The 21,052-nt window shown below is 63.4% G+C and carries 22 protein-coding genes; 8 read left to right on the top strand and 14 right to left on the bottom strand.

Going from position 1 to position 21,052, the window contains the following annotated elements; all coding sequences use genetic code 11:
* Nucleotides 1-38: 38 nt before the first annotated feature.
* From IE093_RS11225 to def, 6 genes are all read right to left on the bottom strand, one after another.
* Nucleotides 39-1,487, bottom strand: a complete 1,449-nt coding sequence (locus IE093_RS11225) for a TrkH family potassium uptake protein (protein ID WP_189469182.1) — start codon at nt 1,485-1,487, stop codon at nt 39-41.
* Nucleotides 1,488-1,536: 49 nt separating this feature from the next.
* Entirely contained in the window at nt 1,537-2,910 is a 1,374-nt protein-coding gene (gene trkA, locus IE093_RS11220) for a Trk system potassium transporter TrkA (RefSeq protein WP_189469180.1), read from the bottom strand.
* Nucleotides 2,911-3,031: 121 nt separating this feature from the next.
* Complete coding sequence (locus tag IE093_RS11215) at nt 3,032-3,235, bottom strand: dodecin (protein WP_189469179.1); 204 nt, start codon at nt 3,233-3,235, stop codon at nt 3,032-3,034.
* An 81-nt stretch (nt 3,236-3,316) separates the two neighbouring features.
* Nucleotides 3,317-4,648, bottom strand: coding sequence for a 16S rRNA (cytosine(967)-C(5))-methyltransferase RsmB (gene rsmB / locus IE093_RS11210; RefSeq protein ID WP_189469177.1), 1,332 nt, complete (start codon nt 4,646-4,648; stop codon nt 3,317-3,319).
* The gene (fmt, locus tag IE093_RS11205; RefSeq protein ID WP_189469175.1) at nt 4,645-5,643 is read right to left on the bottom strand and encodes a methionyl-tRNA formyltransferase; all 999 of its coding nucleotides are present in this window, start codon (nt 5,641-5,643) and stop codon (nt 4,645-4,647) included. The genes rsmB and fmt overlap by 4 nt, the downstream gene beginning before the upstream one ends.
* Nucleotides 5,644-5,756: 113 nt before the next feature.
* On the bottom strand, nt 5,757-6,269 hold the full coding sequence (gene def / locus IE093_RS11200; protein WP_189469173.1) for a peptide deformylase: 513 nt from the start codon (nt 6,267-6,269) through the stop codon (nt 5,757-5,759).
* 240 nt (nt 6,270-6,509) lie between these two features.
* Between def and dprA the strand changes: the two genes are divergently transcribed.
* The 4 genes from dprA to aroE all read left to right on the top strand — a co-directional run bounded on the left by dprA (nt 6,510) and on the right by aroE (nt 10,041).
* Nucleotides 6,510-7,592 carry a DNA-processing protein DprA gene (dprA, locus tag IE093_RS11195; RefSeq protein ID WP_189469171.1) on the top strand — a complete coding sequence of 361 codons (1,083 nt, stop codon included), beginning with the start codon at nt 6,510-6,512 and terminating at the stop codon, nt 7,590-7,592.
* 109 nt (nt 7,593-7,701) lie between these two features.
* Nucleotides 7,702-8,259 carry an L-threonylcarbamoyladenylate synthase type 1 TsaC gene (gene tsaC / locus IE093_RS11190; protein WP_189469169.1) on the top strand — a complete coding sequence of 186 codons (558 nt, stop codon included), beginning with the start codon at nt 7,702-7,704 and terminating at the stop codon, nt 8,257-8,259.
* A gap of 37 nt (nt 8,260-8,296) precedes the next feature.
* Nucleotides 8,297-9,232 carry an oxygen-dependent coproporphyrinogen oxidase gene (hemF, locus tag IE093_RS11185; protein ID WP_189469167.1) on the top strand — a complete coding sequence of 312 codons (936 nt, stop codon included), beginning with the start codon at nt 8,297-8,299 and terminating at the stop codon, nt 9,230-9,232.
* Entirely contained in the window at nt 9,229-10,041 is an 813-nt protein-coding gene (aroE, locus tag IE093_RS11180; RefSeq protein ID WP_189469165.1) for a shikimate dehydrogenase, read from the top strand. Before hemF ends, aroE begins: the two co-directional genes overlap by 4 nt.
* 143 nt (nt 10,042-10,184) lie before the next feature.
* On the opposite strand, the gene IE093_RS11175 is transcribed toward aroE, so the two are convergent.
* The gene (locus IE093_RS11175; protein ID WP_189469163.1) at nt 10,185-10,442 is read right to left on the bottom strand and encodes a hypothetical protein; all 258 of its coding nucleotides are present in this window, start codon (nt 10,440-10,442) and stop codon (nt 10,185-10,187) included.
* A gap of 14 nt (nt 10,443-10,456) precedes the next feature.
* Nucleotides 10,457-11,251: a M48 family metallopeptidase gene (locus IE093_RS11170; RefSeq protein ID WP_189469161.1), complete on the bottom strand. Its 795-nt coding sequence runs from the start codon at nt 11,249-11,251 to the stop codon at nt 10,457-10,459.
* A gap of 112 nt (nt 11,252-11,363) precedes the next feature.
* On the opposite strand from IE093_RS11170, the gene IE093_RS11165 reads away from it, so the two are divergent.
* On the top strand, nt 11,364-12,233 hold the full coding sequence (locus tag IE093_RS11165) for an ATP-binding protein (RefSeq protein ID WP_189469159.1): 870 nt from the start codon (nt 11,364-11,366) through the stop codon (nt 12,231-12,233).
* 21 nt (nt 12,234-12,254) lie between these two features.
* On the top strand, nt 12,255-12,884 hold the full coding sequence (locus tag IE093_RS11160) for an AraC family ligand binding domain-containing protein (RefSeq protein WP_189469158.1): 630 nt from the start codon (nt 12,255-12,257) through the stop codon (nt 12,882-12,884).
* Between the two features lie 13 nt (nt 12,885-12,897).
* On the opposite strand, the gene IE093_RS11155 is transcribed toward IE093_RS11160, so the two are convergent.
* Complete coding sequence (locus tag IE093_RS11155) at nt 12,898-13,527, bottom strand: hypothetical protein (protein WP_229803494.1); 630 nt, start codon at nt 13,525-13,527, stop codon at nt 12,898-12,900.
* A gap of 191 nt (nt 13,528-13,718) precedes the next feature.
* On the opposite strand from IE093_RS11155, the gene IE093_RS11150 reads away from it, so the two are divergent.
* Nucleotides 13,719-14,177 (top strand): hypothetical protein, encoded by a 459-nt coding sequence (locus IE093_RS11150; RefSeq protein ID WP_189469156.1) that lies wholly within the window; start codon nt 13,719-13,721, stop codon nt 14,175-14,177.
* Nucleotides 14,178-14,197: 20 nt separating this feature from the next.
* Nucleotides 14,198-15,307 (top strand): PQQ-dependent sugar dehydrogenase, encoded by a 1,110-nt coding sequence (locus tag IE093_RS11145; RefSeq protein ID WP_189469154.1) that lies wholly within the window; start codon nt 14,198-14,200, stop codon nt 15,305-15,307.
* Between the two features lie 53 nt (nt 15,308-15,360).
* Here the strand turns inward: IE093_RS11145 and der are convergent, their stop codons facing one another.
* Genes der through ispG form a run of 5 tightly spaced genes read right to left on the bottom strand, consistent with a single transcriptional unit; the run spans nt 15,361 to nt 21,047 of the window.
* Nucleotides 15,361-16,764, bottom strand: a complete 1,404-nt coding sequence (gene der, locus IE093_RS11140; protein ID WP_189469152.1) for a ribosome biogenesis GTPase Der — start codon at nt 16,762-16,764, stop codon at nt 15,361-15,363.
* On the bottom strand, nt 16,761-17,912 hold the full coding sequence (gene bamB / locus IE093_RS11135; protein ID WP_189469150.1) for an outer membrane protein assembly factor BamB: 1,152 nt from the start codon (nt 17,910-17,912) through the stop codon (nt 16,761-16,763). The genes der and bamB overlap by 4 nt, the downstream gene beginning before the upstream one ends.
* Nucleotides 17,909-18,568 carry a YfgM family protein gene (locus IE093_RS11130; RefSeq protein WP_189469148.1) on the bottom strand — a complete coding sequence of 220 codons (660 nt, stop codon included), beginning with the start codon at nt 18,566-18,568 and terminating at the stop codon, nt 17,909-17,911. Before IE093_RS11130 ends, bamB begins: the two co-directional genes overlap by 4 nt.
* A 47-nt stretch (nt 18,569-18,615) precedes the next feature.
* Nucleotides 18,616-19,902 carry a histidine--tRNA ligase gene (gene hisS, locus IE093_RS11125; protein WP_189469146.1) on the bottom strand — a complete coding sequence of 429 codons (1,287 nt, stop codon included), beginning with the start codon at nt 19,900-19,902 and terminating at the stop codon, nt 18,616-18,618.
* A 29-nt stretch (nt 19,903-19,931) separates the two neighbouring features.
* Nucleotides 19,932-21,047, bottom strand: coding sequence for a flavodoxin-dependent (E)-4-hydroxy-3-methylbut-2-enyl-diphosphate synthase (gene ispG, locus IE093_RS11120; protein ID WP_189469144.1), 1,116 nt, complete (start codon nt 21,045-21,047; stop codon nt 19,932-19,934).
* Nucleotides 21,048-21,052 lie beyond the last annotated feature (5 nt).

Raw genomic sequence — 21,052 nt, 5'->3', positions numbered from 1 at the left:
ATTATCCACGAAGCTGGGCGGCGGGAAAACCGCGTGGTTTATCCTTTCCAGAATGCCGGGGTGAACAGCACCAGTACCGTGAAGATCTCCAGACGGCCCAACAGCATTGCCAGCACCAGAATCCATTTGGCTTGGGTAGGCATGTTACCGTAATGGCTGGTGGCGTCACCCAGGGCGGGACCGAGGTTGTTGAGTGCCGAGGCTACCGTCGACCAGGCGGTGACCTGGTCGACGCCGGTGGCCATGACGCCCAACAGCATCAGGAAAAACAGCATCACATAGGCCGAGAAGAATCCCCATACGGCTTGAGCAACGCCGTCCGGGACGCTGACCTTGCCGATCTTGACGCTGAACACCGCATTGGGGTGGATAAGGCGCAGAACTTCGCGCACCCCCTGCTTGAGGATCAGGATGATACGGATCACCTTGATGCCGCCGCCGGTCGAGCCGGAGCAGCCGCCGACGAAAGCCGTGACGAACAACAGGAGCGGCAGAGCACCCGGCCAGGTCGAGAAATCGGCCACCCCGAAACCGGAAGTCGTGGCGATCGACACTACCTGAAACAGGCCGTGGCGCAGGCCCAGGGTATCGGTATAGGTGGAGGTGAGCCACAGCGAGGTCACCGTGATCAGGCTCAGGCCGGCCAGGAACAGCAACAGGAAGCGCGCTTCGGGATCCTTCAGATACTGGGTCAGGCGTTTTTCGCGCCAGGCGGCGAAATGCAGGCTGAAACTCATCGCCGAGATGATCATGAAGACCACGCAGATCAGCTCGATAGCGGCGCTGTCGAAGTGCCCGATGCTGGCGTCGTAGGTGGAGAAACCACCGATGGCCACGGTCGAGAAGCCATGCCCGACGGCATCGAACCAGTTCATGCCGGCCAGCCAGTAAGAAACGATACACAGCAGGGTGATGCTGGCGTAGATGTACCACAGCGCCTTGGCGGTCTCGGTGATGCGCGGCGTCAGCTTATAGTCCTTGAGTGGGCCAGGAATCTCGGTGCGATAGAGCTGCATGCCGCCGACGCCCAATGTCGGCAGGATCGCCACCGCCAGCACGACGATGCCCATGCCACCGAGCCACTGCAGCTGCTGGCGGTAGTAGCGAATGGACTCGGGCAAAAAGTCGATGCCGGTGATCACGGTGGCACCCGTGGTGGTGAGTCCGGAGAAGGATTCGAACACTGCATCGGTGGGCGATAGGGCGTATGTTCCCTCGAACATCAGCGGCAGGGCGCCGAACAGTCCCAGCACGGTCCAGAACAGTGCCGCGATCAGGAAGCCGTCACGCGTTCGCAACTCCTTGCGTGCCAGGCGGTTGGGCAAGTAAAACACCCCTCCGGTGGCAATAGTGATGCTCAGAGCGATGGCGAAGCCTTCCCAGGCGCCGTCGCGGAACAACAGTGAGATCAGGATCGGTGGCACCAGGGTTAGGCTGAACAGCATCAACAGCAGACCCAGGATGCGCAGGATGACGCGCAGACTCATGACGCGGCCATTTCTGTCCGGTGGTGCGGTCGCATCTCAAGCATGGTGATTAGAAGAATGTCAGGCCGACCTGGAACAGTCGCTCCACGTCACGGATGCGGCGTTTGTCGATCACGAACAGGATGACATGATCGCCGGATTCCACCACGACATCGTCGTGGGCGATCAGCACCTCCTTGCCGCGCACGATGGCGCCGATGGTGGTACCGTTGGGCAGGTCGATATCCTCGATGGCGCGTCCCACCACCTTGGACGAGCGTGAGTCGCCATGAGCGATGGCTTCGATGGCCTCCGCGGCACCACGGCGCAGTGAGTGGACGTTGACGATATCGCCACGCCGCACGTGCGTCAGCAGGCTACCGATGGTGGCCTGCTGTGGTGAGATGGCGATATCGATCTCGCCGCCCTGTACCAGGTCGACGTAGGCGGCGTTGTTGATCAACGTCAGCACCTTCTTGGCTCCCATTCGCTTGGCCAGCATCGACGACATGATGTTGACCTCGTCGTCATTGGTCAGGGCGCAGAAGATGTCGCAGTCCTCGATGTTTTCCTCCAGCAACAATCGCTTGCTGGTGGCGCTGCCGTGTAGAACCACGGTGCGGTCGAGGCGTTCGGAAAGGGTGGTGCAGCGCTCCAGGCTATGCTCGATGATCTTCACCTGATGACTGTGCTCGAGATTTTCGGCCAAGCGCTCGCCGATATGGCCGCCGCCGGCGATCACTACCCGTCGGAAGTCACGGTCGAGCTTGCGCAGTTCGCTCATCACCGCGCGAATGTCGCGACGCGCAGCGATGAAGAACACTTCGTCGTCGGCTTCGATCACGGTATCGCCGCGCGGGATAATGGGGCGGTTGCGGCGATAGATGGCGGCTACCCGCGTATCGACGTTGGGCATGTGGCGACGCAGGAAGCCGAGCTCCTGGCCCACCAGCGGACCGCCGTAGAAGGCCTTGACCGCCACCAGCTGGGCCTGGCCGCCGGCGAATTCCAGCACCTGCAGCGCTCCAGGGTATTCGATCAGGCGGCGGATATGATCGGTGACCACCTGCTCGGGACTGATCAGCACGTCGATAGGCACGGCATCGTGGGCGAACAGACCCTTGCGAGTCAGATAGGCGGTGGCTCGGACCCGCGCGATCTTGCTCGGGGTGCGGAACAGGGTATGCGCCACCTGGCAGGCGATCATGTTGACTTCGTCGGAGTTGGTCACCGCGATCAGCATGTCGGCATCCTCGCAGCCGGCTTGGCGCAGGATCATGGGGTAGGAGGCCGGGCCCGATACGGTGCGAATGTCCAGGCGGTTGTGCAGTTCGCGCAACCGTTCTCCATCGGTATCCACCACCGTGATGTCGTTTTCCTCGTGGGCCAGATGCTCGGCCAGGGTGCCGCCCACCTGGCCGGCGCCAAGAATGATGATCTTCATGAGTGGCTTGTCCGCATGCTGATGACCGGCGACCACCACACGGTGGCCGGCAAGCGCTGGCTAGCATAAACCACTCGTCCCATCGAAGACAGGGCGAGGTGGCAAGATATTGCTGGTGTGTTCACTCCAGCGTGAAGCCGACCTTCAGGGTGACTTGCCAGTGGGCCACGCGCCCTTGCTCGATATGGCCCCGGGTTTCCACCACTTCGAACCAGCGCATGTCGTGGAGTGTCTGGCTGGCCCTGGCCAAAGCCTGGGAAACGGCATCCTCGATGCTTTCGGTGGACGAACCAGTCAACTCGATATGCTTGTAGACATGAGACATGGGTCACTCCTTTGCCAGACGAGTCGTGCGCCACCCGACGCGGTCGCGTTCGCGTGGCACCTATCGCCAGTATAGGAACCTTCACGACTGCTTGAGAAGACGGGCGTAGAAGAAGCCGTCGTGGCCGTTTTCCATTGGCAGCAGTTGGCGCCCGGCGCCGGCCGGTCGGCCCCAGGCCACTTGCTCTGGCGTGGTGGCGACGGCATCCGGCGTACGGGCGAGAAACGCCTTGATCTGATCGGCGTTCTCTTCGGGCAGCACCGAACAGGTGGCGTATAGCAGAGTGCCGCCCGGAGCCAACGTCTGCCACAGGTTGTCGAGCAGGCGTGCCTGCAGGGTCGCGAGCTCGCGAATATCTTCCGGGCGCCGCAGACGTTTGATGTCGGGGTGGCGGCGGATCACGCCGGTGCCGGAACAGGGAGCGTCGAGCAGGATGGCATTGAACATGGACTGGTCCCACCACTCGAGGCCGCTGGCATCGGCATGGATCAGCCTGGCCGTGAGTCCCAAGCGTGACAAGGTCGCTTCGGCACGTGCCAGGCGCGAGGCGTCGCTGTCGAGGGCGGTCACATCCACATCGAAGACTTCCAGCAGATGAGCGGTCTTGCCGCCTGGCGCGCAGCAGGCATCCAGGACACGTGCGCCTGGGCGTGGTGCCAGGACCGGCCCCATCAGCTCCACGGCAAGCTGGGCCGCTTCATCCTGGACACTGACCACGCCTTCGCGGAAACCAGGCAAGGCATCGACGTCGCAGGATTCGGCCAGCGTCAGGCCGTCCGGCGCATGCTGGCATAGTGTGGATTCCAGTCCGGCAGCGAGAAGTCGTTCCCGATACGCTTCGCGATCGCACTGACGGCGATTGACACGCAGCGTCATGGGGCCGGGCTGGTTGTTGGCGATGGCGATCTCCCGCCAGTCCTCGGGCCAGGAACGACGCAGCCACTTGAGCAGCCAGGCGGGATGCAGCAGGGCCACGCAAGGGTCACGATCGACTTTGCCTTGCAACTTGCTGGACTCGCGCTGCAAGCGGCGCAGGCAGCCGTTGAGCACGCGGGTGGCCCAGGCTTTGTCGAGTACTCGTGCTGCGCCGGCGGTTTCGCCCACGGCTGCGTGCGCTGGCACGCGCAGATAGAGCAACTGGTAGATGCCAAGCAACAACAGGGCCTGGATGTCGGCATCGCGTGACTTGAAGGGGCTGCGGAGCAGTTCGGAGGCCAGCGCTTCGAGACGAGGCAGGGTACGGCACACGCCGTAACACAGGGCTCGCAGGAAGCCACGGTCGCGCAACGCCACCTGGCTGTCGTCGAGACTGGCCAGGGAGCCCCGGTCGGTGATCACTGGCACCAGCGCACGGGCTGCGGCTGCACGTACGGCCTGACCGCGGGAAGCGGGAGACTTGTCATCCTGGCTCATGGACGGGGCTCCTCCTGCGAGCGGGTGGCTTGCCCCAAGCGGGTACCGACACGCAAGAGTTCGCCACGCGCATTGAGCAGGTCGCGTGCCGGCAAGGCCTTGCCGCCGGGGAGCTGAGCCTGGGTGATGCGCAGCACCTCGTTTCCGCTGTTTCCGCAGGCGATACGCAGAGCGTCGGGGTCGCTCGACAGCAGGCTACCGGGTGACGCGGTGGGGTCGTCATCGCGGCGGCGGCCGGGTTCAGCTCGCCACAGGCGTAGTGTGTCGCTTCCAAGCTGGGTCCAGGCCACCGGCCAGGGATTGAACGCTTGGATTCGTGCAGCGAGCGTGGCGGCGGGCTGACGGAAGTCCAGCTCGGCTTCGGCCTTGGACAGCTTGGCAGCGTAGGTGATGCCCGTCTCGGGCTGCGGTGTCGGCTTCAGCCCAGGACCGGCCAGGGCATCCAGTGCCGTGACGATGGCTTCGCCGCCCAGGTCGGCCAGGCGGTCGTGCAGCTCTCCACCGGTGGTGGTGGCGTCGATGGGAATGGCGCGCCGCAACAGCATGGGGCCGGTATCGAGGCCGGCGTCCATCTGCATGATGGTCACTCCACTCTCGCTATCACCAGCCTCGATGGCGCGCTGGATGGGCGCGGCGCCACGCCAGCGGGGCAGCAGCGAGGCGTGCACGTTGAGGCAGCCGAGACGTGGAATGTCGAGCACTGCCTGGGGGAATAGCAGCCCGTAGGCCACCACCACCATGATATCGGCGTCGTACGAAGCCAACTCGGCCTGGACTTCGGCGTCCTTGAGCGATAATGGCTGATGAATTGGCAGGGCATGAGCCTGAGCCAGGGCCTTGACCGGGCTGGGTGTCAATTTGCGACCACGACCGGCGGGACGGTCGGGCTGAGTGTAGACGGCGACGACCCGGTGGTCGCTGTCGAGCAGGGCCGAGAGGCTCGCGGCGGCGAAATCGGGAGTACCGGCGAAGATCACACGCAGGGATTGGGTCATGGAGCTGGGCCTTGGCGTCGTCGTTAACGATGGAAGTAACGACATGATAACGGAAACGACCCGCCAACGACGAAAGCCGGCTTCGGGAGCCGGCTTTCAGGGAGGCGTAGTGTCTAAGCGCTCTGTAGCTGCTTGTGGCGCTTCTCCATCTTCTTGCGGACTCGCTCACGCTTGAGCGGCGACAGGTAATCGACGAACAGGATGCCTTCGAGGTGGTCGTGCTCGTGCTGGATGCAATGTGCCAGCAGGCCATCGGCTTCGAGTTCGTAGGGTTTGCCGTCCCGATCGAGCGCCTTGAGATGTACGCGCAGGGCACGCGACACCTCCGCGTAGTATTCGGGGATCGACAAACAACCTTCCTGCATCGGTTCGCGCTCGTCGCCGATGGGTTGATACTCGGGATTGATCAGTACCAGCGGGCTGGACTGGTCATCGCTGACGTCCATGACGATCACGCGACGATGCACATTGACCTGGGTGGCCGCCAGGCCGATGCCCTGGGCCTCGTACATGGTCTCGAGCATGTCGTCGACCAACTGGCGCACCTCGTCGTCGACGTTCTCTACCGGCACCGCCTTGGTGCGCAAGCGTTCGTCGGGAAATTCGAGGATGGGTAATTTGGCCATGGCGTTGAAACCACCGTTATGCTGTTGTGCCACAATGATGCCCATAGTTTAGTGGGCCGATGTCCACAACGGAACCATGGATACGCATATCAGACCGATAGCGAGACACTATGGTTCCGTCGGGGCGACGGTATGCGGCACTCAGGGGAGACGTCGCGCGGTGAATGGTAAGCGATGAAGCTCCTCGACACCATGGATACCACGGCGGCGACGCCTTCTCAGCCATTAAGGAGATGATTGATGACGGCCAAGGACTGGCTGATTGTCTCGCGACTGCCGGGGGTGGGCGCACGGCGCCTTGCCGAACTGCTGACGAGATGCCCGGACTGGCCCGAGGGCTGGTTGGCGCTGTTGCCCGACCCGGCACGCCAGGCCCTGCGACTGTGGCTCGACCATCCCAAACGCAGCCCGTTGCTGGCGGAGTGCAAGGCACTTGATGCCTGGCTGGCCGAGAGCCCGGCGCATACTCTCTTGCATCCCGATCATCCCGCCTGGCCCTCACTACTGCGCGAACTGCCCGACCCGCCGCCGGTACTGTGGGCGGCCGGCGACCTCGATGCCCTGTTGCCACCGGCCCTGGCGATCGTCGGCTCGCGTCGCCCGACCCGCGACGGGTTGGGCAATGCTGCCCGCTTCGGCGCCGAACTGGCCGAGCGCGGCTGGTGCGTGGTCAGTGGCCTGGCGCTGGGTGTGGATGGCCACGCCCAGCGCGCGGCTCTCGATGCCCATGGGCGCAGCGTGGCAGTGCTGGGCTGCGGGGTGGACGTCGTCTATCCGCCGCGGCATGGCGATCTGTATCGCCGCCTGCTCGCCGAGGGAGGCCTGATCCTTTCCGAGCACCCACCCGGCACCCGGGCACGGCCAGCCTTCTTTCCACGCCGCAACCGCATCGTCACCGGCTTGTCGCTGGGTGTGCTGGTGGTCGAAGCGGCCGAGAAAAGCGGCTCGCTGGTCAGCGCGCGTCTAGCCACCGAACAGAATCGCGAAGTCTTCGTTCTGCCCGGTTCCCTCAACAACCCTCAGGCTCGCGGCTGCCTGGCCCTGATCCGCCAGGGGGCGGTGCTCACCACTTGCGTCGACGACATCCTCGCCGAACTCGGGCATTGGGCGGGTAACCCGCCATCCGTGGCCACCAGCGATGTCGACAAGGCACTCGAGTCGGATCCGCTGCTGGGCTGGTTGAGCGATGCACCGACGCCGTTGGATGCCTTGGTTAACCTCACCGGCCAGGATGTGACGAGTTGCCAGCTTCGGTTGCTGGAACTGGAACTCGAAGGACGTGTCACTCAGGCGTCCGGTGGCTGGATACGTCTGCCAAGGTAGCGGACCATCGCGCTCGACTGATCGTTGCCAAGGGAAGCCCACCAGGCATCAAGCCATGCTAGAATATGGCCCTTCCCGAATAGAGGTCAGGTCGAGGAACGCTGCCCCCATGAGTGATACCGCTGCCATTGAATCCGCCGTGAATGCCCTGCGCGCAGGTGGAGTGATCGCCTATCCCACAGAGGCGGTGTGGGGGTTGGGCTGCGATCCCGATAGCGGCGAGGCCCTCACGGCCCTGCTGCGACTCAAGCAGCGCGACCCGGCCAAGGGGCTGATCCTGATTGCCGGCGATATCGCCCAGTTCTCGGAGTGGTTGGGCGATCTACCTTACGAGTTGCACGCACCGCTGGTGGCGAGCTGGCCGGGACCCAATACCTGGCTGGTGCCCGATAACGGTCGCTCACACCCTCTGTTGCGTGGCTGCCATGACAGCGTGGCGCTACGTGTCAGCGATCATCCCCTGGTCGCCGAGCTATGTGCCGCCTTCGGTGGCCCCATCGTTTCGACCTCGGCCAACCTGGCCGGCGAGCCAGCGGCGTTGAGCGCCGCTGAGGTTCGTCGCCAGTTCGGCGACAAGCTGGCCGCGATCGTCGACGGACCGCTGGGCGGACACGATCGACCCAGTACCATTCGTGACCTGAGAAGCGGTCGCGTGTTGCGCGCCTGACGCTTGTCCTTGCCCAGCGATAGATAACGGAGGCTCCGTGGCTCACGCCTATCTCGATGCCGTCAAGACCTACTTGCTCGACCTGCAGGATCGCCTCTGTCAGGCGCTGGCCGCCGAGGACGGCGGTGCCGGCTTCCGCGAGGACGCCTGGCAGCGCGAGGAAGGCGGTGGCGGGCGTTCGCGTGTAATCGAGAACGGCGCCTTGTTCGAGAAGGGCGGCGTCAACTTCTCGCATGTGTACGGTGCCCAGTTACCTCCTTCGGCCAGCGCAGCACGCCCCGAACTGGCCGGACGCAGCTACCACGCCGTGGGCGTGTCCTGGGTACTTCATCCCGAGAACCCGCATGTGCCCACCGGCCACGGCAATGTGCGCTTCTTCATTGCCGAAAAGGAAGGGGAAGCGCCGGTATGGTGGTTCGGTGGCGGCTACGACCTGACGCCGTTCTATCCGGTGTTCGAGGATGTGGTGCACTGGCACCGAGTCGCCAAGCAGGCCTGCGAACCTTTCGGCGATGACGTCTACACCCGTTACAAGGCTTGGTGCGACGAGTACTTCTATCTCAAACATCGCGGCGAGACCCGAGGGGTCGGCGGATTGTTCTTCGACGACCTCAATGCCGGCGACTTCGAATCGTGCTTCGCCTTCCAGCGAGCCGTCGGCAACAGCTTCCTCGAGGCCTACCTGCCCATCGTCCAGCGCCGGCGTGCCACGCCTTATGGGCAGCGCGAGCGTGATTTCCAGCTCTATCGCCGTGGCCGTTATGTGGAATTCAACCTGGTATGGGACCGTGGCACCCTGTTCGGGCTGCAGAGCGGTGGGCGCACCGAGTCGATCCTGATGTCGATGCCACCGATGGCCACCTGGCGGTATGGCTGGGTCCCCGAGCCGGGCAGCCCGGAAGAATCCCTGTATCGTGATTATTTGCGTCCACGCGACTGGCTGGGCGAATCATCGTCAGGAGAATCATCATGACCGATCGTTACTGTGTCTTCGGCCACCCGGTCGGCCACTCGAAGTCGCCGGCGATTCATGCCGCCTTCGCCAAACAGACCGGAGAGGCCATCGACTACGCCGCCATCGAGGCGCCGCTGGACGACTTCGCCGGAGCCTGGCGGGCGTTTGTCGCCGAGGGTGGGGCAGGCGCCAACGTGACCGTGCCTTTCAAGGAAGATGCCTTCCGCCTTTGTGACACGCTCAGTCCACGAGCCCAACGTGCCGGAGCGGTGAATACCCTGGTGCTGGGCGCCAACGGCCAGACCTATGGCGATACCACCGACGGCGTGGGTCTGGTGCGCGACCTCGAACATCATGGGGTGGAGTTGGCCGGTATGCGTATCCTGGTGCTGGGTGCCGGTGGAGCGGTACGCGGTATTCTGGAACCGTTGCTGAAAGCCGAACCGGCCAGCGTGCTGATCGCCAATCGCACCGCCGAGAAGGCCGAACGTCTGGCGGCGGATTTCACCGATCTGGGGGGGATTCGCGGTGGAGGTTTCGAGGCCGTGACCGGGCCCTTCGATATCGTGATCAATGGCACCAGCGCCAGCCTGGCCGGTGATCTGCCGCCGTTGCCCGACGACCTTTTTGTCCCCGGGGCGACGGCCTACGACATGATGTACGGCGCCGAACTTACAGTATTCCTGGCGTGGGCGGCCGAGCGCGGCGCACGCCCCATCGACGGCTTGGGCATGCTGGTCGAACAGGCCGCCGAGTCGTTCTTCCAGTGGCGTCACAAGCATCCCGATACTGCGCCGGTACTGGCAGCGTTACGCCAATCCCTGTGATATGGAAGCGTTGCCTGGGACAGGCCTTCGAGAAGGCGCTGTAAACCCTTCCTTGGGCGCTACCTTTTCCATCCATGGAAAAGGACCTTCTCTACGGCCTGTCCCAGGCAACGCGCAGCCCGCGGGCTACTCATTCGTGCCGCTCAGCGCCGCTTGACGTACAGCCCGACCATGCACAACACCGTGCCCAGCACCGACAGCAGCATGCCGCCGTTGACCAGCCAAGGGTGGCGAACCTGCCAGGATACGAAAGGTTGGGGCGTGTCGCGACACACGCCCTCCACATAGTCCCAATGCCCGCCGTTCACCGCGCATTCGCGCACGTCACCGAGTTCCCAGAAGTACACGCCCATCAGGATCACGATGGGCGCGACCAGCAGTAGTAGACCGATTCGTAGCATCGGGGGCCGTCACCTCAAACCGGTTGGGAACAGTTGGGGCGCTTGCCGGCGTCGTGGGCGCGTTGGTAACGGGCCACGGCCTCGTTCATGCCGGTTTGCAGGCCGCTGATGCGCTGACCGTGACTGGGGTGGGTGGACATCCACACCGGTGGTTGCCCCCCTGATGCCTCGCTCATGTTGTCCCACAGCGTAAGGCTGGCCCGTGGGTCGAAGCCGGCATCGGCCATCAAGTTGAGGCCAATGACATCAGCCTCGCTCTCGTGGCGACGTGAGAATGGCAGCAGGATGCCGTACTGGGCACCGGCACCGAGCAGACCGAGCATCTGCTCGTTTTGGATGCCGGCGGAAGACTGCAATACCGACAGCCCGAGCTGGGTAGCCGATTGGGTCGAAACCCGCTCGTTGGCATGGTTGGCCAGCACATGGGCGATCTCGTGGCCGATTACCGCGGCGAGCTGGTCCTGGTTGGTAGCAATCTTGAGCAGCCCGGTATTGATGCCCATGTAGCCACCAGGCAAGGCGAAAGCATTGGCCGAGTCGTCCTCGAAGACGCTAATCTGCCAGTTCTGTGCTCGCTGTCGCTCGGGCAGTTCGGTGACCAGGGCGCTGGCCACGCATTCGGCATAGCGGTGCGTAGCGCCACCGACCGTCGGCAGTTCCTGCTGATACTGCTCGTAGGCCTGTTGACCCATCTGGTTGAGCTGCTCGTCGGAATAGAGGGTCAGTTGCTGACGACCGGTTGGTGAGCTGGTACAGGCGGCCAAGGTGATACATAAAGCGCCGACGGAGAGTCGGGAGATCCAGCGCATGCGGTTATCCTCGTCGGGTCCAGGAGGGGTGATTGGACGAAAGCGGATGATCTGGCACAAGATACCCCGAAACCGATACAGGTCAACCATCTCAACTCCCACGAGGACAATTATGGATGCCCAGTTATCCCAGCGCCTGCTGGACCTTCTCGAACGCGCCGATCATTGGTTGCCACCGACGCCCGAGCCGGTGGACTGGGAGCGCGACATCGCCGCGCTATGGCAGCGTCATGCCTTGGGTGGGCAACTGCTGCCGGTGGCGGTGCGCGATGCCGTGACGCTGGACGATCTGCTGGGGATCGAGCGCCAGAAGCAGACGCTGCTCGACAATACCCGCGCCTTTCTGCGCGGCCTGCCGGCCAACCATGCCTTGCTGTGGGGCGCGCGCGGCAGCGGCAAGTCGTCGCTGGTGCGCGCGTTGCTCAACTCGCTGGCCGAAGAAGGGCTACGCCTGATCCAGGTCGATCGCCACGACCTGGCCGGGTTGCCGTTTCTGGTTCAGCAGCTTCGCGACCAAACACACCGTTTCGTGGTCTACTGCGACGATCTCTCCTTCGAAGGCAGCGATGATGCCTACAAGGCGCTCAAGAGCGTGCTCGATGGCACCCTGACCGGCCCGCCGGAGAACGTGTTGCTCTACGCCACGTCCAATCGTCGCCATCTGCTGCCCGAGTCGCTTTCCGACAACGAGGCCACTCGTCTGGTCGGCGATGAGCTGCATCACGGCGACGCGGTGGAGGAGAAGATCTCGCTCTCGGATCGCTTCGGCCTGTGGCTTGCCTTCCATCCCTTCAACCAGAGCGCCTACCTCGAGACCTGCGAACACTGGGTACGTCACCTTGGCGATGCGAGTGACTGGAACGTGGCGGCTCGCGAGGAAGCGATCCGTTTCGCCACCTTGCGTGGCGGGCGCAGCGGGCGTGCCGCCTGGCAGTTCGCTTGTCAGTGGGTCGGTCAGCAGCGCTTGGACGGCCGCTGCTAGACAGGGGGAAACAACAGGATCATGCAACGGAACCAGGAGCGGACGCATTTCTGGCAGGCTTCCCAGTTGGGAGGCGTGGAGCTGCTGCATGCCCACTATGTGGAGCAGCGGTTTTCACCTCACGTGCACTCCGGCTATGTCATCACCGTGATCGAACAAGGCGGGCAACGCTTCCGCCATCGGGGCAGCGACCATCTCGCTGCGGTGGGGAGCATGGTGCTGATCAATCCGGATGAGGTGCATACCGGTTCCAAGGCGCATGAGGCGGGCTGGAGCTATCGAGGCTGTTACCTGGAAGCCGAGCAGATTCGTGATGTGCTGAACGAGTTGGAGCTGGCGCGGGGAAGGCTGCCCACTTTCCCTGTCAGTGTGTTGCACGATGCCGAGGTGGCGCGGGCCTTCCTGCGTTTCCCGGCGTGGCTGGGGCAGTCTCTGCACTACGTACCGGTAGCCGTACTGAGCGCTATCGTGGTCCCTGGGCTATTGATGCCGGAAGGCAGGCTGGCTTTGTCCTGGGACAATGCCTACTTGCTGGCCGGTCTGGCGACCATCGCCATTGCGGCATTCAGTCGCCATTTGCTGGCCACCATCCTTGGCGGCCTCGTAATGTTCTTGCTGTTACGCGGGATACTGGGCCAATTGCCGCTATGAGGCTGGGCTGCGCTCAGGTCTGGGGTTCGAGACTGCCGTCCTCACCTACGGCCAGACGTACGGTGGGCATCCACAGGCCGGCAGGCAGGTTCACGCCCAGGCCGCGAAGGCCGCCGGGAGTAATCGATAGCTCGCTGCCGGCGGGCAGTTCCCCGCGAGTGGCGAGCTGGCTGGCCAATTGTACCATGGGGGCCAGGCGCTGGCCGTCACCGAGCGCATCGAAGGCGACAGGCAGGCGCAAGTTGGCGTCGTCGCCCGGCGTCAGGGCCACTTGGTCCGTGTACCGTCCGGTGATCGTCTCGGCGCCGGGTACGTCCAGAATCCAGGCAAATCCGTTCATTTCCACCGGTGGCAAGCCGCTGGGCAGCCCCAGTCCCATGGTCAGGGTTGCTTGTATCGGCAGACTGCCCAGGCCCAGGCTGGAGGCGATCAGCGATGTGATGTCGCTGGTGTCGAGACCTGCACGAATGGTGTAGGGACCGATACGCACATCCTCGATACCCAGTGAGGTCACCGCCAGGCGCATGGCGAACAGGCCGGTTTGTGGCAGTGCCAGGCAACCGCTTAGCAGCAGGGCCAGGCACCAGGGGGCCAACAGGCGCCAGCGCGCCAGGTACGAACGAGGGGAGCGAAGATTTGGCATGGTGTCTCCTGGGGTAGGCCATGAAACATGGGACCTATGGAGTGTCGAAAGTCGAAGCGCGCGAATTCTAGGTCGGGGAGGCATTGAAGCCAAGCGTTTTCATGGACCGTTGGTGACATTGGTCATGATGGTCGATCATGGCTGACATGCTGACGAACCACCATTCTCACACTTGCCCACGAGGGAGCCCCATGACGAATCGATGGCAACCGCTGGTGGCGTATGTCGCTGCCGTATTGGATGCCACTTTGCTCGGGTCGATCGTGCAGACCCAGTTCAACCTGGCGGCGCTGTCGGCATTAGGTGCAGAGATATCGTTTACCACGCGCCTGGCGACTACCGGCCACGATCTGCTGGGGTTCACACCGCTGTATGGCAGCCTCATCGCCATCATGATGCTCGGGGCCATGCCGGCGGCCAGCGTGGTGACACGCTGGCTGGGCTCCGGGGCATGGCTGATTCATGCACTAGCGGCTGCACTCGGCTTGTGGGTGACGCTGTGGATCGTCGATACCCTGGCGCCCATGCCAACCTTGATCGCGGCCACTCGTAGCCTGGAGGGAACACTGGCGATGATGGCGACCGCCGCTCTGGGCGGCTGGGGCTATGCCATTCTGGCGTATTTCGACTGGGACGGGGCTTCCGGATAATCTTGCAATAGGAGAGCGGGATGCGTCGATTTGGCCATATTCTGCTGGCCGCCACTGGCCTGTCGGTTTGTGCCATGGCGCTTGCCGTGGACTATCGTGTCGAGACGCTGGCCGAGGGGCTCGAGCATCCCTGGTCGTTGGCTTTCCTGCCTGGGGACGGCATGCTGGTCACCGAACGAGCCGGGCGTCTACGCCTGATCGAGGCCGACGGCGCGCTGCGCGAGGCGCCCATAGCTGGTGTGCCCGAGGTCTTCGTCGGTGGTCAGGCGGGGTTGTTCGAGGTGGCGTTGGCGCCGGATCATGCCGACAGTGGGTTGGTGTACCTGAGCTATGCCTGCGGCACGCTTGCCGCCAATACGACTTGTCTGGATCGCGCCCGGTTAGATGGCCAACGGCTGGTCGAACGCGAGACGCTGTTTCGCGCCGTGCCGGACAAGCAGGGGCGCTCCCATTACGGTGGCCGTCTGACATTCTTGCCCGATGACACTCTGGTATTGGGACTGGGTGACGGCTTCGACTACCGCGAACAGGCCCAGAATCCAGCCAATCACCTGGGTAGCCTGGTGCGGCTGAACCTCGATGGCTCGGTGCCCGATGACAACCCTTTCGTCGATGACAGTGAGGCACGAGCGGAACTCTACAGCATTGGCCATCGCAATATTCAGGGTATCGTCTTCGACACGACGCGAAGCGAGCTGCTCATTCACGAGCATGGCCCACGTGGCGGAGATGAACTCAATCGCATCATTCCCGGCGCCAACTATGGTTGGCCACTGGTCACGCATGGTGTCGACTATACCGGGGCACGTGTCACACCCTTCACCGAACTGCCTGGGTTCGAGTCGCCGTTGCTGCACTGGACGCCTTCCATCGCTCCCTCGGGCATGACCTTGTACGACGGAAAAGCGTTTCCCGAGTGGCGCGGCGACTTGTTCGTCTCGGCTCTGGTCGCTCGCCAAGTACACCGCCTGATCCGCGAAGATGGCGAGATCGTCGGCCAGGAAGCACTGTTCACGGAGCTCGGCGAGCGGATCCGTGACGTCCGTACCGGACCGGATGGTGCACTCTACCTGTTGACCGACAGTGCCAAGGGGCGGGTGCTGCGTGTGGTGCCGCCATCGCCACCTTAAGTTATGGCAAGACGACGAAGGCGCCCATCAGGCGCCTTCGAGAACCCAAGATCTTAGCGTCGTTTCCTGCGCGCTTCCTTAGTACGGCTCAGCTCGCGTTTCCTGGCCTTCTCGCGGTCGCTGGCACCGGCATCGCTATCGTAGGGATTCTTGCCCGAGCGGAACTCGAAACGGATCGGTGTGCCGCGCACCTTGAGCACCTTGCGGAAGGTATTGGTCAGATAGCGCTTGTAGGCCTCTGGCAGCGAGGCGGTCTGGTTGCCGTGGACGACGATGATCGGCGGATTGTTACCGCCCTGGTGAGCCATGCGCAGCTTGATGCGCCGGCCTTGTACCAGTGGCGGCTGATGTTCGCTCACTGCGTCCTGCAAGATGGTGGTCAGTCGGTTGGTCGACCAGTGGCTGGTCGCCGAGGCGAAGGCACGCTCGATCGAGGGGTAGAGATCGCCCACCGCAGTACCGTGCAGCGCCGAGATGAAGTGCAGATCGGCATAGTCGGCGAAGCCCAGGCGACGCTTGATGTCGGCACGTATCTTCTCCTTGGCTTCCGACTCCAGGCCATCCCACTTGTTGACGGCCAGTACCAGCGCACGACCCGAGGTCAGCACGTAGTCGAGCAGGTGCAGGTCCTGCTCCACCAAACCGCTGCGGGCATCGAGCACCATGATCGCCACCTGGCATTCCTTGATGGCCTCGAGGGTCTTGATGATCGAAAATTTCTCGGCGATCTCGCGTACATTCTTGCGTCGCCGTACGCCGGCGGTATCGACCAGCACATAGGGCTTGCCACGCCGTTCGAAGGGAATCTCGATGGCATCCCGGGTAGTGCCGGCCTCGTCGAACACCACCACCCGTTCTTCGCCGAGCAGGCGGTTGACCAGGGTCGACTTGCCGACATTGGGGCGACCCACCACACCGATGCGGATGCCGTTGCTGAGGTCTGCTGGCGCATCGTGTTCTTCACGTTCCGGGAATGGCGCCAGAACCTCGTCGATCAGGTTGGTGACGTTGCGGCCGTGAGCGGCGGCAATGGGGTGGGGATCGCCCAGTCCCAGCGTCCAGAAATCGGCCATCGCCGAATGCTCTTCCAGGCCATCGGTCTTGTTGACCACCAGCCAGGTCTTCTTCTGGTTGACGCGCAGGTGGTTGGCGATGGCTTCGTCGGCGACATGCAGGCCGGCGCGCGCATCGACCATGAACAGCACGATATCGGCCTCGTCGATGGCCAGCAATGACTGCTCGGCCATGACGGCGTCGATGCCTTCCTCGTCGCCGCTGATGCCGCCGGTGTCGATGACGGTATAGGTCTTGTCCCCGAGCTGGCCGTTGCCGTACTTGCGGTCACGGGTCAGGCCGGGGAAGTCGGCCACCAGCGCATCCCGCGAGCGCGTCAGGCGGTTGAACAACGTCGACTTGCCGACGTTGGGGCGGCCAACCAGGGCTATGACTGGGTTCATTGTGTCTCGCGTATCTGAAGGGCTTCGAGGCGTCCATCATTGGCCTGAGCGTAGATCCGGCGGCCTTCGGTGATGGGGCGCACACTGATGCCGGAATTGTTGACCCGGGTGCGGCCGACGAGCGTGCCGCTACGGGCATCCAGCAGGTGGACATAACCCTCGAAATCGCCGAACACCAGTTTGCCGTCGGCGAAGGCGGGCGCGGTCAGCCAGCGCCCTTCGAGGTCTTCGTTGCGCCATACACGCTCCCCGGACAGGGCATCCAAGGCCAGGATGTGGCTGGCTTCGTCGACGGTGAACAGGTAGTCGCCGACCAGCAGTGGGGTCAGGTAGCTGGACTGATCGCGCTCCCATAGCACCTCGCCGCTGGTCGCCTCGAGTGCGATCAAGCGGCCGTTGTAGCTGGTCACGTAAAGACGTCCGTCGGGCGTCAGTACCGGCTGGCCATCCAGGTCGACCAGGCGATCGACCTCGCTACGCCCTTGGGGTACGGCTATGCGCATATCCCACAATGGTTGGCCGCTGCGGTTGTCCAGCGTTGCCAGACGGCCGTTGGCGAAACCGACGAAGGATACCGGCTCGATGACCTGAGGCGTGCCGGTGCCACGCAGGGTCAAGGCTGGCTGCGAGCTGGTGTAGATCCAGCGCTCGTCGCCGTTGGCGCGGTCGAGCGCCGTCACTGCGCCGTCGACGCTCTGTACGATCACCAGTTGGCTGTTGACCTGCGGGGGAGCCAGCACTTCACTGGAAACCCGCGAACGCCACTGGATCTCGCCGTCGTCCTGACTCAGCGCCAGTACCTCGCCGTTGCGTGTTCCCAGAAAGAGCTGTCCCGACCCGGCGGTCAGACCACTGGAAATGGCGGTATCGAGATCCCGCTCCCAGTGAGTATCGCCGCTGTCGGCGTCCAGAGCCATGACGTATCCGCGTTCGTCGGCAGCGTAGATGACCCCTTCCCCTTGCGCGGCACTGAGGGGATAGCGGGCGCGGCCGAGACCCTGGCCGACACGCTGGCTCCACACGGAGCCAAGAGCGGTGGTTTCGTTGAAGCTTCTCAGTTCCTTGGGTGGATATTGGGGCTCGACCTTGCCAGCGCAGCCGGCCAGCATAAGAGCCGCAGCCATGATCGCGAATACCGGCATCTTCATAGGGTCGCCTCCTGGGTCCCCAGATTGTCGAGCTTGAGTTGGATGCCGTAGAGCGGTTGACCGAGCTCTTCAGCCAATGTCATGGCTTGCTGGTAGGACTTGCGAGCGTCTTCATCACGATCCAGCGCGAGATAGACGTCGCCGAGGACATCGGCGCGCTGGGCTGCCAGCGACGAGGCTATGTTCTCGTCCAGGGTCGCAAGCGCTGCCTCGGGATCGCCGGTGGCTAGCTGCAGGCGGGCCAGGCGCAGGCGGGCCAGGCTGCGTATGTACTCCCGGGAGGTGCTCTTGATGACGTCACCCAACGCTGTCTTGGCAGAAGTCAGGTCGTTATCGGCCACCGCCAGACGTGCTTCGACCAGGCCGGCCAGGTCGGCATACAACGTCTTGCCGTGATCGTCGATGATCGCGCCGATCAGTTCCTGGGCTTGGGCAAGCTCGTCAGCTTCCAGTTCGTTCTGGCTGACGATATTGAGCAGTTGTTGATAGCGCATCGAGGCGGCTTCGGCCTGGTTGGCCTGGTAATCCTTCCAGGCGTTCCAGCCCAGGACCCCGGCGGCAGCGATCACCACCCCGGCAATCAACGACATGCCGTTCTCTTTCCACCAGCGCTTGATGGCCTCAAGCTGCTCTTCTTCGGTTCTCAGCTCCGCCACGGGCGGTCTCCTCTGACTTAGGGAACTTGCGGCTGGCCTGCCGCGAGCTAGGCGTCGGCGAGCAGGTGCTCGAGGGTCTCGACCAGTTCGCTTTGCGCCACGCGCTGCTGTTCGCGCTCCTCGCGCAGGAACTTAAGCGTGATCTGGTCGTGGGTTAGTTCATCCTCGCCAAGCAGCAGGGCCAGACGCGCGCCGCTCTTGTCGGCCTTCTTGATCTGGCTCTTGAAACTGCCGCCGCCACAGTGCACTTGGAGGCGGCAGGCCGGAAGACGGTCGCGCAGGCGCTCGCCCAACAACAAGGCGGCACGGGTGGCGGTTTCATCCATGCCGAGCAGGTACACGTCAAGCGGCGGAGTGGCGTCCTGAGGAACCAGTTCCAGGGTTTCGAGCAGCAGGATCAGGCGCTCGACACCCATGGCAAAACCCACCGCGGAAGTCGGTTTGCCGCCGAGCTGCTCGACCAGCGCGTCATAGCGACCGCCGGCACATACTGTGCCCTGGCTGCCCAGCGCCGTGGTGGTCCATTCGAAGACGGTCCGCGAATAGTAGTCGAGACCACGCACCAAGCGGGGGTTGATGCGGTACTCGATGCCAGCCATCTCGAGAATCGCGGTAAGCCGCTCGAAGTGGTCTCGGGAGGCCTCGTCGAGGTGGTCCAGCAGTTGCGGGGCCTCGGCGAGCATCGGCGCCATGTCGGGGTTCTTGGAATCGAGAATACGCAACGGATTGGTCGAGAATCGGCGTCGTGAGTCCTCGTCCAGTACCTCGTAGTGCTGCTCGAAGTAGGCCACCAGGATATCTCGATAGGCCGCACGAGCCTCGCTGGAGCCCAGCGAGTTGAGCTCCAGTGTGACATGCTCGAAGAGGCCGAGCTGCTTCCACAGGCGCGCTGTGAGCAGGATCAGCTCGGCGTCGATGTCGGGTCCTTCGAGGCCATAGGTCTCGACGCCGACCTGATGGAACTGCCGATAGCGGCCCTTCTGCGGCCGCTCATGGCGGAACATTGGGCCCTGGTACCACAGCCGCTGGATTTGATTGTGCAGCAGGCCATGCTCCATGGTCGCGCGCACGCAACCCGCGGTACCTTCGGGACGCAGGCTGAGACTGTCGCCGTTGCGGTCCTCGAAAGTGTACATTTCCTTCTCGACGATATCGGTAACTTCGCCGATGGAGCGAGCGAACAGCGCGGTCTGTTCGACGATCGGCGTGCGAATCTCGTCATAGCCGTAACGCTGCATCAGCGTGCGTACATGGCTCTCGAAGTACTGCCACAGGGCCGACTGGCCGGGCAGCAGGTCGTTCATGCCACGAATGGCCTGGATTTTCTTGCTCAACACTGGCTCCTTAACTCACCGCCCACGGGTCAGGCCTCGCGGGCGATCACATCCTGTTCGGCCTGCTGCTTCTCGCGAACCTTGTCGCGAATCAGTGCCTCGAGGTCGTCGATCAGGTGATCGTTACGCAATTTACTGGCCGGCTTACCGTCGATGTAGACGAGGTTGGCCGGGCTGCCGCCGGTCAGGCCGACATCGGCCTCCTTGGCTTCGCCGGGGCCATTGACCACACAGCCGATCACGGACACGTCAAGTGGCGTCATGATGTCCTCGAGGCGCTCCTCGAGGGCATTCATGGTGCCGATCACGTCGAAGTTCTGCCGCGAACAACTGGGGCAGGCGATGAAGTTGATCCCCTTGGAGCGCAGGCGCAGGCTCTTGAGCATGTCATAGCCGACCTTGACCTCTTCCACCGGATCGGCGGCCAGCGAAACCCGGATGGTGTCGCCGATGCCGTCCATCAGCAGCATGCCGAGGCCGATCGACGATTTGACGGTGCCGGAACGCAGGCCCCCGGCCTCGGTAATGCCCAAATGCAGCGGCTGTTCGATCAGCTTCGCCAGTTGTCGGTAGGCGCCCACGGCCATGAATACGTCGGAGGCCTTGACGCTGACCTTGAAGTCCGGGAAGTTCAAACGGTCGAGATGCTCGATATGGCGTATGGCGGATTCGACCAGCGCTTCGGACGTCGGTTCGCCGTACTTCTTCTGCAAATCCTTTTCCAGCGAACCGGCATTGACGCCAATGCGGATCGGGATGCCATTGTCACGGGCTGCGGATACCACCGCGCGGACGCGATCTTCTCGGCCGATGTTGCCGGGGTTGATACGCAGGCAGTCGACACCCAACTCGGCGACGCGCAGGGCGATCTTGTAGTCGAAATGGATATCGGCCACCAGTGGCACAGGTGATTGACGCTTGATGCGGCCGAAGGCCTCGGCAGCGTCCATGGTCGGCACCGAAACGCGCACGATGTCGGCACCGGCGGTGGCGAGGCGCTGGATCTGGGCCACGGTGGCGTCAACATCCAGAGTGTCGGTGTTGGTCATGCTCTGCACGGAGATCGGAGCATCGCCGCCGACCGCGACGTTGCCGACGTGGATCTGACGTGAGCGGCGCCTGACGATGGGAGACTGAGCGTGCATGGCGG

Source organism: Litchfieldella qijiaojingensis (assembly GCF_014651875.1).
Classification (GTDB): domain Bacteria; phylum Pseudomonadota; class Gammaproteobacteria; order Pseudomonadales; family Halomonadaceae; genus Litchfieldella; species Litchfieldella qijiaojingensis.
Note: the sequence above shows the minus strand (reverse complement) of the source record. Positions and strands in the feature narration are given on the sequence as shown.

Coding starts and splice junctions, on each gene's coding strand:
- IE093_RS11225 (WP_189469182.1), bottom strand. CDS start 1,487: ATGAGTCTGCGCGTCATCCTGCGCATCCTGGGTCTGCTGTTGATGCTG.
- trkA (WP_189469180.1), bottom strand. CDS start 2,910: ATGAAGATCATCATTCTTGGCGCCGGCCAGGTGGGCGGCACCCTGGCC.
- IE093_RS11215 (WP_189469179.1), bottom strand. CDS start 3,235: ATGTCTCATGTCTACAAGCATATCGAGTTGACTGGTTCGTCCACCGAA.
- rsmB (WP_189469177.1), bottom strand. CDS start 4,648: ATGAGCCAGGATGACAAGTCTCCCGCTTCCCGCGGTCAGGCCGTACGT.
- fmt (WP_189469175.1), bottom strand. CDS start 5,643: ATGACCCAATCCCTGCGTGTGATCTTCGCCGGTACTCCCGATTTCGCC.
- def (WP_189469173.1), bottom strand. CDS start 6,269: ATGGCCAAATTACCCATCCTCGAATTTCCCGACGAACGCTTGCGCACC.
- dprA (WP_189469171.1), top strand. CDS start 6,510: ATGACGGCCAAGGACTGGCTGATTGTCTCGCGACTGCCGGGGGTGGGC.
- tsaC (WP_189469169.1), top strand. CDS start 7,702: ATGAGTGATACCGCTGCCATTGAATCCGCCGTGAATGCCCTGCGCGCA.
- aroE (WP_189469165.1), top strand. CDS start 9,229: ATGACCGATCGTTACTGTGTCTTCGGCCACCCGGTCGGCCACTCGAAG.
- IE093_RS11175 (WP_189469163.1), bottom strand. CDS start 10,442: ATGCTACGAATCGGTCTACTACTGCTGGTCGCGCCCATCGTGATCCTG.
- IE093_RS11170 (WP_189469161.1), bottom strand. CDS start 11,251: ATGCGCTGGATCTCCCGACTCTCCGTCGGCGCTTTATGTATCACCTTG.
- IE093_RS11165 (WP_189469159.1), top strand. CDS start 11,364: ATGGATGCCCAGTTATCCCAGCGCCTGCTGGACCTTCTCGAACGCGCC.
- IE093_RS11160 (WP_189469158.1), top strand. CDS start 12,255: ATGCAACGGAACCAGGAGCGGACGCATTTCTGGCAGGCTTCCCAGTTG.
- IE093_RS11155 (WP_229803494.1), bottom strand. CDS start 13,527: ATGCCAAATCTTCGCTCCCCTCGTTCGTACCTGGCGCGCTGGCGCCTG.
- IE093_RS11150 (WP_189469156.1), top strand. CDS start 13,719: ATGACGAATCGATGGCAACCGCTGGTGGCGTATGTCGCTGCCGTATTG.
- IE093_RS11145 (WP_189469154.1), top strand. CDS start 14,198: ATGCGTCGATTTGGCCATATTCTGCTGGCCGCCACTGGCCTGTCGGTT.
- der (WP_189469152.1), bottom strand. CDS start 16,764: ATGAACCCAGTCATAGCCCTGGTTGGCCGCCCCAACGTCGGCAAGTCG.
- bamB (WP_189469150.1), bottom strand. CDS start 17,912: ATGAAGATGCCGGTATTCGCGATCATGGCTGCGGCTCTTATGCTGGCC.
- ispG (WP_189469144.1), bottom strand. CDS start 21,047: ATGCACGCTCAGTCTCCCATCGTCAGGCGCCGCTCACGTCAGATCCAC.